Source organism: Phenylobacterium sp. VNQ135 (assembly GCF_049445735.1).
GTDB lineage: Bacteria > Pseudomonadota > Alphaproteobacteria > Caulobacterales > Caulobacteraceae > Phenylobacterium.
Genome location: NZ_JBMSDS010000002.1, coordinates 160121 through 174655, shown reverse-complemented (window position 1 = coordinate 174655; position 14535 = coordinate 160121). Strand labels below are relative to the sequence as shown.

The 14535-nt window shown below is 70.8% G+C and carries 17 protein-coding genes; 9 read left to right on the top strand and 8 right to left on the bottom strand.

The features are described 5' to 3' along the window. Nucleotides 1-7: 7 nt before the first annotated feature. The 3 genes from ACO2Q0_RS06535 to ACO2Q0_RS06525 form a co-directional block, all read right to left on the bottom strand. Nucleotides 8-232 carry a hypothetical protein gene (locus ACO2Q0_RS06535; RefSeq protein ID WP_423350695.1) on the bottom strand — a complete coding sequence of 75 codons (225 nt, stop codon included), beginning with the start codon at nucleotides 230-232 and terminating at the stop codon, nucleotides 8-10. Between the two features lie 378 nt (nucleotides 233-610). After that, complete coding sequence (locus ACO2Q0_RS06530) at nucleotides 611-1054, bottom strand: OmpA family protein (protein ID WP_423350694.1); 444 nt, start codon at nucleotides 1052-1054, stop codon at nucleotides 611-613. A 93-nt stretch (nucleotides 1055-1147) separates the two neighbouring features. Continuing rightward, entirely contained in the window at nucleotides 1148-1489 is a 342-nt protein-coding gene (locus ACO2Q0_RS06525; protein WP_423350693.1) for a YMGG-like glycine zipper-containing protein, read from the bottom strand. Nucleotides 1490-1625: 136 nt separating this feature from the next. Here ACO2Q0_RS06525 and ACO2Q0_RS06520 point away from each other — a divergent pair, with 136 nt between their 5' ends. From ACO2Q0_RS06520 to ACO2Q0_RS06510, 3 genes are read left to right on the top strand one after another with little or no spacing between them, the layout of a single operon-like run. Continuing rightward, nucleotides 1626-1967 carry a hypothetical protein gene (locus tag ACO2Q0_RS06520; protein WP_423350692.1) on the top strand — a complete coding sequence of 114 codons (342 nt, stop codon included), beginning with the start codon at nucleotides 1626-1628 and terminating at the stop codon, nucleotides 1965-1967. Between the two features lie 31 nt (nucleotides 1968-1998). Then, nucleotides 1999-2865: a diacylglycerol/lipid kinase family protein gene (locus ACO2Q0_RS06515; RefSeq protein ID WP_423350691.1), complete on the top strand. Its 867-nt coding sequence runs from the start codon at nucleotides 1999-2001 to the stop codon at nucleotides 2863-2865. Beyond that, complete coding sequence (locus tag ACO2Q0_RS06510; RefSeq protein ID WP_423350690.1) at nucleotides 2865-3653, top strand: metallophosphoesterase family protein; 789 nt, start codon at nucleotides 2865-2867, stop codon at nucleotides 3651-3653. The genes ACO2Q0_RS06515 and ACO2Q0_RS06510 overlap by 1 nt, the downstream gene beginning before the upstream one ends. Before the next feature lie 76 nt (nucleotides 3654-3729). Here ACO2Q0_RS06510 and ACO2Q0_RS06505 read toward each other — a convergent pair whose 3' ends face one another. Both ACO2Q0_RS06505 and ACO2Q0_RS06500 read right to left on the bottom strand, forming a co-directional pair. After that, nucleotides 3730-4128: a hypothetical protein gene (locus ACO2Q0_RS06505; RefSeq protein ID WP_423350689.1), complete on the bottom strand. Its 399-nt coding sequence runs from the start codon at nucleotides 4126-4128 to the stop codon at nucleotides 3730-3732. Then, nucleotides 4125-4427: a DUF883 family protein gene (locus ACO2Q0_RS06500; RefSeq protein ID WP_423350688.1), complete on the bottom strand. Its 303-nt coding sequence runs from the start codon at nucleotides 4425-4427 to the stop codon at nucleotides 4125-4127. The genes ACO2Q0_RS06505 and ACO2Q0_RS06500 overlap by 4 nt, the downstream gene beginning before the upstream one ends. Before the next feature lie 139 nt (nucleotides 4428-4566). On the opposite strand from ACO2Q0_RS06500, the gene ACO2Q0_RS06495 reads away from it, so the two are divergent. The 5 genes from ACO2Q0_RS06495 (at nucleotide 4567) to ACO2Q0_RS06475 (ending at nucleotide 10151) form a co-directional block, all read left to right on the top strand. Next, entirely contained in the window at nucleotides 4567-5982 is a 1416-nt protein-coding gene (locus ACO2Q0_RS06495) for an HWE histidine kinase domain-containing protein (protein ID WP_423350687.1), read from the top strand. A 254-nt stretch (nucleotides 5983-6236) separates the two neighbouring features. Further along, nucleotides 6237-6917, top strand: a complete 681-nt coding sequence (locus ACO2Q0_RS06490) for a fumarylacetoacetate hydrolase family protein (RefSeq protein ID WP_423350686.1) — start codon at nucleotides 6237-6239, stop codon at nucleotides 6915-6917. Continuing rightward, the gene (gene maiA / locus ACO2Q0_RS06485) at nucleotides 6917-7561 is read left to right on the top strand and encodes a maleylacetoacetate isomerase (RefSeq protein WP_423350685.1); all 645 of its coding nucleotides are present in this window, start codon (nucleotides 6917-6919) and stop codon (nucleotides 7559-7561) included. Before ACO2Q0_RS06490 ends, maiA begins: the two co-directional genes overlap by 1 nt. Nucleotides 7562-7577: 16 nt before the next feature. Next, on the top strand, nucleotides 7578-8225 hold the full coding sequence (locus tag ACO2Q0_RS06480) for a carbonic anhydrase (protein ID WP_423350684.1): 648 nt from the start codon (nucleotides 7578-7580) through the stop codon (nucleotides 8223-8225). A gap of 102 nt (nucleotides 8226-8327) precedes the next feature. Next, the gene (locus tag ACO2Q0_RS06475; protein ID WP_423350683.1) at nucleotides 8328-10151 is read left to right on the top strand and encodes a M2 family metallopeptidase; all 1824 of its coding nucleotides are present in this window, start codon (nucleotides 8328-8330) and stop codon (nucleotides 10149-10151) included. A 3-nt stretch (nucleotides 10152-10154) separates the two neighbouring features. Here the strand turns inward: ACO2Q0_RS06475 and ACO2Q0_RS06470 are convergent, their stop codons facing one another. The 3 genes from ACO2Q0_RS06470 to ACO2Q0_RS06460 all read right to left on the bottom strand — a co-directional run bounded on the left by ACO2Q0_RS06470 (nucleotide 10155) and on the right by ACO2Q0_RS06460 (nucleotide 13762). Further along, nucleotides 10155-10745 carry a DUF4893 domain-containing protein gene (locus ACO2Q0_RS06470; protein ID WP_423350682.1) on the bottom strand — a complete coding sequence of 197 codons (591 nt, stop codon included), beginning with the start codon at nucleotides 10743-10745 and terminating at the stop codon, nucleotides 10155-10157. A gap of 68 nt (nucleotides 10746-10813) precedes the next feature. After that, nucleotides 10814-11767 (bottom strand): isopenicillin N synthase family dioxygenase, encoded by a 954-nt coding sequence (locus ACO2Q0_RS06465; RefSeq protein ID WP_423350681.1) that lies wholly within the window; start codon nucleotides 11765-11767, stop codon nucleotides 10814-10816. Nucleotides 11768-11833: 66 nt separating this feature from the next. Beyond that, complete coding sequence (locus ACO2Q0_RS06460; protein WP_423350680.1) at nucleotides 11834-13762, bottom strand: monovalent cation:proton antiporter-2 (CPA2) family protein; 1929 nt, start codon at nucleotides 13760-13762, stop codon at nucleotides 11834-11836. 64 nt (nucleotides 13763-13826) lie between these two features. Between ACO2Q0_RS06460 and ACO2Q0_RS06455 the strand changes: the two genes are divergently transcribed. Continuing rightward, nucleotides 13827-14534, top strand: a complete 708-nt coding sequence (locus tag ACO2Q0_RS06455) for a CoA transferase subunit A (RefSeq protein ID WP_423350679.1) — start codon at nucleotides 13827-13829, stop codon at nucleotides 14532-14534. Nucleotide 14535 lies beyond the last annotated feature (1 nt).

The following is a 14535-nucleotide window of genomic DNA, read 5'->3' as shown; positions in this document are numbered from 1 at the left end:
AGTCTCCTTACTGATAAGGGAAATAGCTGAACGGCCCGGTCTCGACCGAGCCTTGCGGATGGGTGCGGCCGGTGGTGAGCGCCCCGATGGCGCCGCTGGCCAGGGCGAGCGCCAGCATGCCGCCCGCCACCATCCAGCGCCGCCGCGCGGCCTGCTGGCGATGGTTCGGCGTTCGGGCGAGCGGCAGCCCGCCCAGCGAGACGCGAGCACGTGTGGCGAACGAACTGCGCATGACCCGAGCCCTTTCCTGCGGGCGCGCCGTGTGCACCCCCGCCATGAGGCGAAACGCGCGGGCGCAAAGCCACGTTCCCCCGCCTGCGGCCAAGCTTCGCAAGCGTTTGATGTTGTTCGCGAAGTTTTCAACGGCTCGGGCGGCGCGCGAAAATTTCCAAAAAAGTTGATCGCCGTTCGGAACGCACGCCGCGATCTTGTGTTTATGATCATGCGGAGGCGGCGACGCCCCCCCCGACTTGAGACTGGCGAGCATGCCAGTCTGCCGTCTCCGCACCCCTTTTCTCGATGATGCACACTGGGCGGGTCCGAGGACCCGCCCTTCCTTTTTGCGTGCGTGCGAACCGGCGGCGGTTCGCGACCGCGCCGGCCTGGGCTCCTATTTCTTCATGTGCAGGGTGACGTCGGCGCGGCGGCGCAGCGGCGCGGCCCGGCCGTCAGAGGTCACGGCGCCCGCTTGGCCCGCGGCGGCGACGCTGAATTCGGCGGCGGGCAGCCGCGCCGCCACCAGGGCCGCGGTCACCGACTGCGCGCGCTTCTTCGACAGCTCGAGGTTCGCCGTGGCGCCGCCGGCGGCGTCCGCCAGGCCCAACACGCTCACGCGCTCCACCGTGCAGCCTTGCGCCTGGTTCGCCGCCGCGGCGATCACGCTCCGGCCTTCCGGCGTCACCTCCGCTTGGTCCGGCTCGAAATAGATCTGCACCGTCTGGTCCTCGCAGCGCGCGGGCGCCTTGACCCAGCGATCGCGTGCGTCGCGCACGGTTTGACAGCCCGCGAGCGCCAGCGCCGCGGCGACGATCAGAAGTCCTGCCTTGGGCGCCATGAAGCCCCTCCCGTTCTCTGTTTCGATAGGTACGAAAAGGGCGGCCGGAAACCTCCGACCGCCCTCGCCGTCTGAAAAGAGGCGTGCAGCCCGTCAGCGGGGCGTGCCGTTTTCCCAGTAATAGCGGCCGGTGCCGGAGTCGTAGTAGTAGTAGCGACCGGCGCGCTCATCGTAGTACTGGCGGCGGTTCGCAGGCGCCGCGCCGCAGCCGCCGTCTTCACGGCAGCCCTTCACGGCGCCGGCCACGGCGCCGACGCCGGCGCCGACAGCGGCCCCCGTGCCGACACCCACGTCGCCGGACACCGCACCAATAGCGGCGCCCGCGAGAGCGCCCAGAGCGGCGCCGCCGACGGCGTTCGATTCCGTATTGCCGGTCGTGGTGCAGGCCGACGCGAGAACACCGGCGCCCACGAGGGCGATAAGAGGCTTGAGCATTCCTTGGCTCTCCTTACGTGTCCCCCTACGACCGTCCAAAACGCGGTCGAAGCTTCACAGTTCCGTCGGCAGGTCGGCGGAACTAAGGCGAAGGCTTGCCGTTGCATCGCCGGACCGCCTGAGGAGGGCTCGAACCGTGGTTGCACGTTCCTACGACAACGACCCCGTCCGCCGTGACGTCGACGATCGGGCGGATCTGCGGGAAGCTTACGAGCGCGGCCGGCGCGATGCCCGCGCCGCGCGCAAGCGTCATCCCATCCTGATGACCTTCATGTTCATCGCCGCCGCGATCGGGGTGATCCTGCTGGCCCTGGCCGCCATCAACGGCTCGTTCAGCGGCGCCGGACGCACGGTGGACCAGAACCTGTCGGTCGCCGCCGACAGGGCCGAGCCCGTGGTGCGCGACGCCGCCGACGACGCCGGGCGCGCGATCAATGACGCCACGGACGGCAACGACGCGACCCAGCCTGGCCGCTGATCCCGTCTCACCATCGGCCGCGGAGGGGGCGGTGACTCAGATCCGCAAGGTCGAGGTCGTCGCCAACGTGGCGTCGGGCAGCGTCAACGACGACGCGCCGCAGCAGCTCGGCAAGATCTTCGCCGACTTCGGCGTGACGGCGAACGTCTGCGCGCCGGAGACCCATGAGCTGACCGACTGCCTGCGCCGGGCGGTCGACGCCGCGCCGGACCTGCTGGTGGTGCTGGCGGGAGACGGGACCGCCCGCGCCGCCGCCGAGCTCTGCGGCCCCGACGGCCCCATGCTCGCCCCGCTGCCGGGCGGGACGATGAACATGCTGCCCCACGCCATCTATGGCGTCCGGCCCTGGCAGGACGCGCTGACCATCGCCCTGGCCCAGGGCGAGGAGCGGGCGATCGGCGGCGGCGAGGTCGAGGGGCACCGCTTCATGGTCGCCGCGATCCTGGGCTCGCCCGCGCTGTGGGCCCCGGCCCGCGAGGCCGCCCGCTTCGGCCGCCGGCGTCTGGCCTGGACACGCGCCAAGCGGGCGATCCGCCAGGCCTTCACCGGCCGCCTGCGCTACGCCCTCGACGGCGGCCCGCGGGAGAAGGCCGAGGCGATGGTCTTCATGTGCCCGACCACCTCCCGCGCGCTGACCGACGAGGAGCAGGTGCTGGAAGCCGCCGCCTTAGACGTGACGGGCGTCGCCGACGTCCTGCGGCTCGGCCTCAACGCCCTGGTCCGCGACTGGCGCGACGACCCCGCGGTGGCCAGCCGCCGCTGCCGCCACGCCCGCATCTGGTCCGCGCAAGGCATCCCGGCGGTGCTCGACGGGGAGTCCGTCCGTCTGAAGTCCGCGACGGAGGTGCGCTACACGCCCCAGGTCGCGCGGGTGCTGTCGATCCCGAAGGACGTCTGATGACGATCCGCATCGCCCATCTGTCCGACATCCATTTCGGCGGCGAGAACGAGGCCGCCGTGGCGGCCGCCGCCGACTGCCTGTCGCGGGAGGCCTTCGACCTCATCATCGTGTCGGGCGACCTCACCCGCTTCGGCGAGGTGCACGAGTTCCAGAAGGCGAGGGCCTGGCTGGACCGCCTGCCCGAGCGGCGCCTCGTCACCCCGGGAAACCATGACGCGCCGTACCTCGCCTGGGCCGAGCGCATCTTCGCGCCGTTCCGCCGGTTCGAGCGCTGGATCGGGACGGCGCCGGCCCAGACCTATGCCGGCGGCGGGTTCGCGGTCCGCGGGGTCAACACCGCCCGCGGCGCGCAGCCCCGCCTGAACTGGTCGAAGGGGCAGATCTCGCTGCGCCAGGCCCAGGCCGCCGCCGCCTGGTTCGACGGACAGGACGACGCCTCCGTCCGCATCGTGGTGGTGCACCACCCGCTGATCGAGATGATCGGAGGCCCGATGACCGCCAAGGTCTGGGGCGGCGAGAAGGCGGCCGCGGCCTTCGCCGAGGCGCGGGTCGACCTCGTGCTGTCCGGCCATATCCACGCACCCTTCACCTGGCCCTATCCCTACGGCGACGGCCGCACCTACGCCGTCGGCGCGGGCACGCTCTCGGTGCGCGAACGCGGCGTGCCGCCGGGCTTCAACGTGGTGGAGGTCGAGGCGGGTTGCTTCCGGGTGAAGGCCCTGGCTTGGACCGGATCGCGCTACGAGCCCTACCGCACCTGGTCTCTCGACCGCCGGGGGCGCTAGGCGTCCATAAGCCAGGGACGGCGCGGCAGGGCCCGGCGTGGAGCCCCAGGGCCGCGAGCCGGCGGGGCCGTTCCGCCTACTTGGTCTCGGTCTTGGCCGCCCCGCCGGCCAGGACGGCGCTGAGGATGGCCGTCAGGACCGCCGGATTGCGGATCAGCACCGTCACCGCCGCCGCCGCGGCGCCCAGGGCCATCAGCGGCCGGGCCTTGGCGATCTGGAGAAGCTGCTCCACGAGCGAGACGTCGTCAGCCGCCGCGGTCGGCGCCGGCGGCGGCGCCTTGCGCACGGCCCAGGCCGCCACGCCGACGGCCACCAGGGCAAAGGCCACGGCCACGACCGCCGCGGCGCCGGCCGAACTCAGCCAGATTCGCGCCACCGCGTAGAGCGCGAAAGCGGCGGCCGTCACGCACACGATCACCGCCGCCACGATGGCGGCGACGGCGGCGGCGAGGCTGAACAGGCGCCGGACGATCACCGGCGGGTCTGCTGGGCCAGAAGCAGGCCGATCACCACGCCGACGCCCAGCGCCAGCCCGGTGGCCGCGAGCGGGCGGCTGCGCACCTGCTCGCTGACGTATTCCGATGCGTCCTCGATCTGCTGGCTGGCGGCGTCGGCCGCCACGCGGCTCTGGGCGCGCAGCTGTTCCAGGCCCTGCTGGACGGCGGCCTCGATCTGCTTGGCGGCGTCGGCCAGCACGCGCTGGGCCTCGTCGGCCAGGCTCGCGGCCTCGGCCGCGGGCGTTTCGTCGGGAGTGAGCTCGTTGGCCTTGGGCATGGGAAGGCGCCTCCGGAGAGCTTGGCTGTTCCGCCCAATGTAGGCCTCGGACGTGACGGCGGGAAGACTTGTCGGAACGCGGACCGATGTTGCGCCGAAACCGGTCGCGCAGCCTGCCGGGTTTGCCTATGGTTCACCCATGACGCGCCGAGAGCTGGGCCGCAGCCCGGACCGACGACGCCTCGACCTGGCCCTGAAGGCGGCCGGGCTTGGCGAGTTCGAATGGGACATCGACCGCGACATCTTCGTGGTCAGCGAACGCATGGCCGCGATCACCGGCCTGCCCGCCGGCGAGGTTCCGGCGGACGGCGGACGCGCGCTGATCCAGCACGTCCACTCCGAAGACATCGAGGCGCTGATCGCCCAGCGCGACCAGGATCTCGCCGGCCGGGATTCCTTCGAGACCGAATACCGTCATGTCCGCCCGGACAACGGCGCGGTCCAGTGTCTGCGGGTGGCCGGCGTCATCGTGCGCGACCCCGATGGTAGGGCGGTCAGCATCACCGGCATCGTCCAGGACGTCACCGCCCAGCGCCTCGAGGACGATCAGCGTCAGGAGCTGATGGCCGAGCTGGATCACCGGGTGAAGAACGTCCTGGCCACGGTCCAGGCCCTGGCCGTCCAGAGCGCCAAGCGGACGACCTCGCTGCAGGCGTTCCTGTCCAACTTCGGCGGCCGCCTGAAGGCGATGGCGTCGGCGAACGAACTGCTCACCGCCGCCCGGTGGCGGGGCGCCGCCGTCGAGCACCTGGTGGCGGCCGAGCTGAAGGCGCTCGCGCCGGGCCAGACCCGCTCGGACGGTCCCGAGCTTTTCCTGACGCCCCGGGCGGCCAACGCCCTGTCGCTGGCGCTGCACGAGCTGGCCGCCAACGCCGTCAAGTTCGGAGCGCTGTCCACCGAGACCGGACGGGTGGAGGTCCGCTGGCTGCGCACCGCCGACGGGGGCTTCGAGCTCACCTGGAGCGAGAGCGGCGGCCCGCGCGTGGTCGCGCCTGCGCGCCGGGGCTTCGGCTCGACGCTGCTGGAACAGGTCACCGGCCGCGAACTCAACGGCGAGGCCCGGGTCGAATATCCGCCGGCGGGCGTTCGCGCACGCCTCCGGGCCGGGCCCCAGGCCGTGGCGCCGCGTCCCGAGACCGTGCCCGACGGCCCGACCCAGCGGGTCACCGAGACGGTCGTCACCACCTCCGGCCCGGCCAGCCTCAAGGGCTCGCGCGTGCTGATCGTCGAGGACGCCGTGCTGCTGGCGCTGGAGCTCGAGACCGGGTTGTCGGAGGCGGGCGCCGAGGTGGTGGGGCCGGCCTATGAGCTGGAGGAGGCGCTGGCGCTCCTCGACCGGCCCATCGACGCCGCCGTGCTCGACGCCAACCTCAATGGCCGCTCGGTGATGCCGGTCGCCGAGCTGCTGGCTCAGCGCGGCGTGCCCTTCGTGTTCGCCACCGGCTACGGCGAGGCCGGCGGCGCGCCGGGGGGCTTCGACGCTCCCGTCATCCGCAAGCCCTACGATGTCACTCAGGTGGCCGCCGCCGTCGCCGAGTTGCTCGCGACGTCCTGACGCGCGGCAGCCTGTCCTGGGACAAGGCGCCGCCTCGGCGCGGCCCGAGCTATGCCTTAAGTCGCGGTCCAGGAGGCCCGCGGCTTGTCGCGGGGGCCGGACCGGCGGCCATGGGATATCGCCCGGAAACACGCGACCCTACCTCCTGATGCCGATCCGGGCGGATCGCGCGCGGCGACCCGCGCCGGCCCCCTCGCGACACCTGCCGTTGCGTGGGGTTCACTTCCCCGGCCGCGGGGCGTAGATGCCCGGCCATGGCCGAATTCGCGATCGCACCCGCCCCTGTTCCCACGGTCCCGATCGAAGGCGAGGCCCAGGCCTTCCCGGTTCGCCGCATCCTGTGCGTCGGCCAGAACTACGCCGCCCACCGAGCGGAGATGGGCGGCGACGACCGCGCCCCGCCGTTCTTCTTCTCCAAGCCGAGCGACGCCGTGGTCCCGCCGGGCCGCGACCCCGCCTATCCCTCGCGCACCCAGAACCTGCACCATGAGATCGAGCTGGTGGTCGCCATCGGCAAGCCGGGCGCCGACGTCGCGCCGGACGCCGCCCTCGACCTGATCTTCGGCTACGCGGTGGGCGTCGACCTCACCCGCCGCGACCTGCAGGCCGCCGCCAAGGGCGCGGGCAAGCCGTGGGACGCCGCCAAGGGGTTCGACGATAGCGCGCCGATCTCCGCCATCCGCCGCTGGAGCAAGGCGCCGCCGGCGGGCCGGATCCGCCTGTCGGTCAACGGCGAGACGCGGCAGGATGCGACGCTCGACGACATGATCTGGAACGTCGCCGAGATCGTCTCCGAGGCTTCGAAGCTCTGGGCGCTGGCGCCCGGCGACCTGATCTTCACCGGCACGCCGGAAGGCGTGGGGCCCCTGTCGCGCGGCGACCGCGTCGAGGGCGAGGTGGAGGGCGTGGGCCGGCTCGCGTTCACGGTGGCCTGATGCCGCTCATCCTTCACAGCTACTGGCGCGCCACCGCGCCTTACCGGGTGCGGATCGGCCTGAACCTCAAGGGCCTGCCCTACGAGTACGCGCCGGTGAACCTGCTCAAGGCCGAGCAGAACGACGAGGCCTACGCCGACCTCAACCGTCAGGAACTGCTGCCGGCGCTCGACACAGGCGACGGTCACGTGCTGACCCAGAGCCTCGCCATCCTCGAGTGGATGGACGAGGTCCATCCCGAGCCGCCGCTGCTGCCGAAGGATCGCTACGATCGCGCCACCGTCCGCGCCATGGCCGCGATCGTGGCCTGCGACATCCACCCGCTGAACAACCTGCGCATCCAGAAGCAGCTTTCGGCGCTGGGGGTCGACGACGCCGGCCGCACGCTCTGGACCCAGCGCTGGATCAACGACGGCTTCCGCGCGCTGGAGCCGATGGTCGCCCGGCATGGCCGCGGCTTCGCGTTCGGCGATACGCCGACGCTGGCCGACTGCCTCCTGATCCCGCAGGTCTATTCGGCCGAACGCTACGCCGTCGACCTCGCGCCCTATCCGGCGATCCGCGCCGTGGCCGACACCTGCGCGGGCCACCCGGCCTTCGCGGACGCCCATCCCGACAAGCAGCCCGACGCCCAACCTTCCTAGAGAGACCGGCCGCCCGATGCTTCAAGACCTGATCGCCAACAACCGCCGCTGGGCCGACCGTAAGATCTCGGCCGACCCGGGCTTCTTCAAGCGCCTCGTGGGCCAGCAGGCGCCCGAGTACCTGTGGATCGGCTGTTCCGACAGCCGCGTCCCGGCCAACGAGATCGTCGATCTCGATCCGGGCGAGCTGTTCGTGCACCGCAACGTCGCCAACCTCGCCCCGCCGCAAGACGCCAACTACCTCAGCGTGCTGCAGTTCTCGGTCGACGTCCTGAAGGTGAAGCACATCCTGGTGGTCGGCCACTACGGCTGCGGCGGCGTCGCGGCCGCCGTGGACGGCAAGCGCCGGGGCCTGATCGATCACTGGCTGCACCCGATCCGCGAGGTGCACCACGACCACAAGCACGAGCTGGACGCCCTGCCGGACGAACGCGCCCGCTGGGACCGCCTCGTCGAGCTGAACGTGATCCGCCAGGTGCGCAACGTCGCCTCCGACGTCTTCGTCCAGGACGCCTGGGCCCGCGGCCAGGAGCTCAACGTGCACGGCTGGGTCTATTCGCTGGCCAACGGCCTCGTCACCGACCTGGGCGTCACGGTCTCCAGCATCGAGGCGGCCGACGGCCTCGACCGCTTCCGCAACATCCCGGACGCGTCCGAGGGCTGAAGGCCGGCCGGGCCGCCGGCCCTGGCTTGACGGGAAGGGCGCGGGCGGCTTGTGTCGCCCGCAACGGCCGCCAAGGCCGATGAAAACGCTCAGGAACCGTCAATGAAATCCATGCTGATGGCCGCCGCCGCGGTGGCCGTGCTCGTGGCCGTCGGGCCTTCCGTGGCCCAGACCCCGGCCCCGGCCTCCGCCGCCGCGCGGCCCACCGCCGCCGACGCCAAGGCCTTCGTCGAGAGCGCCGAGGCCCAGCTCGAGAAGGTGAACGCCTTCGCCAGCCGCGCCGCCTGGGTGCGGGCCAACTTCATCACCCCCGACACCCAGTGGCTGGAGGCCAAGGCCTCGGCCGAGCAGAACGAACTCGCCACGCGCCTGGCCAAGGAGGCCGCCCGCTACAACGGCGTGGCGGTCGACCCCGTCACCGCGCGCAAGCTGAAGCTGCTGAAGCTCTACATCGTCTCGCCGGCGCCGGACCGCCCCGGCGCGGCCGACGAGCTGGCCGGCCTGCTGACCAAGCTCGACAGCACCTATTCGACGGGCAAGTTCGACTACAAGGGCAAGCCGATCACCCTCAACGACGCCGAGGACGTCCTGGCCGAGAGCCGCGACCCGGCCGAGCTGAAGGCCGTGTGGGAGGGCTGGCACAACACCGCCCGGGTGATGAAGCCCGACTACGCCAAGTTCGCCGAGCTCTCGAACGAAGGCGCCACGAGCCTCGGCTACAAGGACACCGGCGCCCTCTGGCGCTCCAACTACGACATGGAGCCCGACGCCTTCGCCGCCGAGACCGACCGTCTCTGGAAGCAGGTCGAGCCGTTCTACAAGAACCTGCACTGCTACGTGCGTGCGCGCCTCAACGAGAAGTACGGCGACGCCGTGCAGCCGCGCACCGGCCCGATCCGCGCCGATCTCCTCGGCAACATGTGGGCCCAGCAGTGGGGCAACATCTACGACGTCGTCCAGCCGAAGGGCGTGACCTCCAGCTATGATCTCGACAAGCTGCTGGTCGAGAAGGGCTACGACCCGGTGAAGATGGTGAAGACCGGCGAGAACTTCTATTCGTCGCTGGGCTATGCGCCGCTGCCGGAGACCTTCTGGGAGCGCTCGCTGATCACCCGTCCGCGCGACCGCGAAGTCGTCTGCCACGCCTCGGCCTGGGACATCGACGACAAGGACGACATCCGCATCAAGATGTGCACCAAGGTGAACGCGGACGATTTCCGGACCGTGCACCACGAGCTGGGTCACAACTATTACCAGCGCGCCTACAAGAACCAGCCGGTGCTGTTCCGCGGCGCGGCCAACGACGGCTTCCACGAAGCCATCGGCGACTTCGCGGCGCTGTCGGCCTCGACGCCAACCTACCTCCAGCAGATCGGCCTGCTGGAGAAGGTCCCGGGCGAGCAGGAGGACATCCCGTTCCTGCTGAAGATGGCGCTCGACAAGATCGCCTTCCTGCCGTTCGGCCTGCTGGTCGACCGCTGGCGCTGGCAGGTGTTCTCCGGCGAGACGACCCCGGACGAATACAACACGGACTGGTGGAAGCTGCGCCTGCAGTACCAGGGCCTGACGCCGCCGGCCCAGCGCCCGGCCGACGCCTTCGATCCGGGCGCCAAGTACCACGTGCCGGGCAACACCCCGTACACGCGCTACTTCCTGGCCCACATCTACCAGTTCCAGTTCCACCGCGCCGCCTGCAAGCAGGCCGGCTGGAAGGGGCCGCTGCACCGCTGCTCCGTGTACGGCGAGAAGGAGATGGGCCAGAAGTTCAACGCCATGATGGAGCTTGGCCAATCGCAGGAATGGCCGAAGACGCTCGCGGTGTTCACCGGCGAGAGCCGCACCGACGCCTCGGCCGTGGCCGACTACTTCAAGCCGCTCAACACGTGGCTCGTGAAGCAGAACAAGGGCGAGAACTGCGGCTGGTAGGCCTCAGCGTCTCAGCTCGATGATGTCGAGGGTGGACTCCACCTTCGGATAGGGCAGGACCAGGCGGTAGTGGTTGGGGCCGATGCGCTCGAACACGCCCGCCTGGTCCCGTTCCGGGTCGCGGCCATAGGCGGCGTCCCGCTCCTGGCCCCAGGCCACTGCGCCCAGGTAGACCAGCCGCCGGGCGGTATCGGGATAGAGATTGCCCATCGGCCGCTGCGAGCCGGTGGTCTTGCGGATCGTCAGGTCGCCGCCGGGGCTCAAGGCCACCCGGCACTGGAACCAGCCATAGGCGATCACGCCCCCGCCCGCGCCGCCGGCGCCTGCGCCCAGCTTGATGGTGCGGCAGCGATAGGTCCCCGGCGTCGGCTGGGGCCGCGCCAGCGCGCCGCCCGGCCTCGCCACCGCGCCCAGCCGGCGGAGCTCCGGCGCGCGGCCGCTGCTCTCCAGGGCCTCGCTCCAGGCGCGGTCGAGCTGCCGGATACGGCGCACGTCCTCGCGCGTGGCGTCGTCGCGCCAGTTCCCGGATGCGGCATGGGCGCCGGTCGCCGCGAAGGCGAGGGCGCAGGCGGAGGTCAGGATCAGCGTCTTCATGACGCCAGAAAACGCGCTGGCGGCTGAACCGTGCCTGACTTGCCTCCCGCCGCTCGGGGGAAGGCAGGTCAGGCCAGCTTGATCTCGCGCAGGCGCTCCTGGAGGTACTCGTCCGCCGTGATCGGCGTCGGGTAGCGGTCCGGGTGCTCGGCGTCGACGCAGTTGGGCAGCGTGCGGATCTCGTAGTCCGAGTTGAAGTGCAGGAAGAACGGCGTCGAGTACCGCGGGAAGCCGCGGCGCTCAGGGGCCGGATTGACGACCCGGTGCGTCGTCGACGGCAGCCGGTGGTTGGTCAGCCGCTGCAGCATGTCGCCGATGTTCACCACCAAGGCGCCGGGCGGCGGGTTGATCGCGATCCAGCGGCCGTCGTGGTCCTTCACCTCGAGCCCGGCCTCTTCGGCGCCGAGCAGCAGGGTGATGACGTTGATGTCCTCGTGCGCGCCGGCGCGGATGTGCGGCCCGTCCTGCGGCACCGGCGGATAGTGCAGCAGGCGCAGGATCGAATTGCCGAAGTCGACCGTGGGATCGAAGAAGTGGCGGTCGAGGTCGAGGTAGCTGGCGATCGCCTCCAGCACCTTCAGGCCCATGGCGTCCAGCGCCTGGTACAGCCAGCCCACCTTGGCGCGGAACTCGGGCAGTTCCGCGTCGGGCCAGACGTTGTCCGGCATGTGGTTGCGGAAGCGGTGGCCCGGCGGCAGGTCGCGGCCGACGTGCCAGAATTCCTTCAGGTCGTAGTGGGTATGGCCCTTGGCGGTCTCGATGCCGAACGGCGTGTAGCCGCGCTGGCCCATGACCGGCAGCTTGTACTTGAGCTTGGTCTCCTCCGGCAGGGCGAAGAACGCCTTCGTCTCGCCGATGGCGGCGTCGACCTTCTGCTGCGGCAGGCCGTGGTCCTTGATCACCGCGAAGCCCCACCGCTGGAAGCTGTCGCCGAGCGCCTTGGTGAAGGCTTCGAAGTCTTGGTCGAAGAGGGCGTACGAGACCGGCTCGATACGGTCCTGGATCTGGAGGGCTTGGCTCATGGGCGGTTTCTACACCCACGACCCAAAGGCTGGAACCGCTTTGGCGCCCCCGCAGCGCCGGCGCGCCTAGCGCCTCTCGCTCGCCGCCAGCCGCGGCGCCTCGACCTCGTCGTCCTCGTCGTCGAGGCGCTGCATCTCGGTCTGCAGCAGCTTCTCGAACGTCTCGCGGGACGCGCGGCTGGCCATGACATACCGCTCGTCCTCCGTGTGGACGGGGCGCAGCTTCTGGAACAGCCGGTCGTCGTGTTCGCGGAACAGCACGGCCGCCCGCAGCGCCCGCCGCTCCGACAGTCCTAGCGCCGAGAGCGCCTTGCGCCCGAAGTTCAGCGCGCTCTCGTAGGTCTCGCGCTCCACCCCGTCGGCGCCGGCGTCCAGCAGCTCGTAGGCGTGCCGACGGTCCCAGGCCCGGGCCAGCACCGTCAGATGCGGGAAGGACTCCTTGGCCAGTTCCACGATCTCGCGGGCCTTGTCGCGGTCGTCGATGGCCACGATCAGCAGCCGGGCCCTGTCGGCGCCCGCCGTGCGCAGCAGGTCGAGGCGGCTCGCGTCGCCATAGTGCACCCGCCAGCCGAAGCGGCGGATCGCGTCGATCTGCTCGATGCTGGAATCCAGCAGCACGACGTTGAAGCCGTTGGCGATCATCAGGCGGGTGGCGATCTGGCCGAAACGGCCGAAGCCCGCGACGATCACCTCCGGCGCGGCTTCGTCGAACGGCAGCCGCTCGGGCTCGGGCCGCGCCTCCTGCCGGTTCAGCACCAGCTTCTCGTAGGCGGCGAACACCAGCGGCGTGGCCGCCATCGACACCGCCACCACCGCCGTCAGCATCCGCGACAGTTCCGCGTCGAGCACGCGTGCGCCCAGCGCGAAGCCCAGCAGCACGAAGGCGAACTCGCCGCCCTGCGCCAGCGCTGTCGCCGTCGTCGCCGAGGTCCGCCGGCCGCGGCGGAAGATCATGCCGGCGGCGTACATGGCGAGCCACTTGATGACGATCAGGCCGGCCACCAGGCCGATCAGCAGCAGCGGCTGGGCCAGCAGCAGCGCCAGGTCGAGGCCCGCGCCCACGGTGATGAAGAACAGTCCCAGCAGCAGGCCGCGGAAGGGCTCGATGTCGGTCTCCAGCTCACGGCGGAACTCGCTCTCGGCCAGCACCACGCCCGCCAGGAACGCGCCCAGCGCCGGCGACAGGCCCACCACCTCCATGAGCGCCGCCACGGCCACCACCAGCAGCAGGGCCGAGGCGGTGAAGATCTCGCGCAGCCTTGCCGCGGCGATGAAGCGGAACAGCGGCCGGGTCAGGTAGCGCCCGCCGATCACCACGGCGGCCACGGCCGCGATCACCGCGATCGGCCGCCCCCAGGCGGGCAGCGCCTCGAGCAGCGCCCCGCCGTGATGCCCGCCCGCCTCCGCGGCCGCGGGCGCCGCGCCGGTCATCGCCAGGAACGGCAGCAGGGCGAATAGCGGGATCACCGCCAGATCCTGGAACAGCAGCACGCCGAAGCTGGCCTCGCCCACCGGGCCCTGCCGCAAGCCCTTCTCCTCAAGGCTCGCCAGCACGATGGCCGTCGAGCTCATCGCCAGGATCAGGCCCGAGGCGACGGCGGCTTTCCAGTCCAGGCCCAGCGCCAGCCCCGCGGCGGCGACCAGGGCGGTCGTGCCGGCCATCTGGCCCGCGCCCAGGCCGAAGATGTTGGTCTTCATCTTCCAGAGCAGGGCAGGCCGCACCTCCAGCCCGATCAGGAAGAGCAGGATCACGACGCCGAACTCGGCGAACCGCATGACGTCCTCGGCCTCGCCGACGAGGTCCAGGGCGAAGGGCCCGACGATCACGCCCGCCACCAGGTAGCCCAGCACCGAGCTCAGCCCCAGCCGCTTGGCGATCGGCGCCGCGATGACGCCGGCTGTCAGATAGACCAGGGCCTGCAGCAGGAGGTTGTCGGCGGTCATCGGATCCCCGGAATTGTCGGCTGCGATGGAGAAGCGCCGCCGTTTCTTCATCAATCGATGAATTTTTTGCGGCGCCCGGTTCTCAATAGGACGTTTGCGGCGTATTGGCGAAGCCATGGCGGACAAGGTTCGAAACGACGCTGTCGAGGCGCTGGCTGGCCTGCTCTTCGACGGCATGACGATCATGGCCGGCGGCTTCGGCCTCTGCGGCATCCCCGAAAACCTGATCGCGGCGATCCGCGCAGCGGGGACGAAGGACCTCACGGTCGTCTCCAACAACTGTGGCGTGGACGACTTCGGCCTCGGCGTCCTGCTGGCCGGCGGACAGATCCGCAAGATGATCTCGAGCTACGTCGGCGAGAACAAGCTGTTCGCCGAGCTGTACCTGTCGGGCAAGCTGGAGCTCGAGTTCAACCCCCAGGGCACCCTGGCCGAGCGCATCCGCGCGGGCGGCGCCGGCATCCCGGCCTTCTTCACCAAGACCGGCGTCGGCACCCTGGTGGCCGAGGGCAAGGAAGTCCGCGAGTTCGACGGCGAGCTCTACGTCATGGAGCGCGGGCTGACCGCCGACCTCTCCATCGTCAAGGCCTGGAAGGCCGACCGCGAGGGCAACCTCGTGTTCCGCAAGACCGCCCGCAACTTCAACCCGATGATGGCCACGGCCGGCAGGGTGACGGTGGTCGAGGTCGAGGAGCTGGTGGAAATCGGGTCCATCGACCCGGACCAGATCCACACGCCTGGCGTCTACGTCGACCGCATCGTCCAGGGCACGTTCGAGAAGCGCATCGAACAGCTCACCGTCCGCAAGCGTGAGGAAGCCTGAG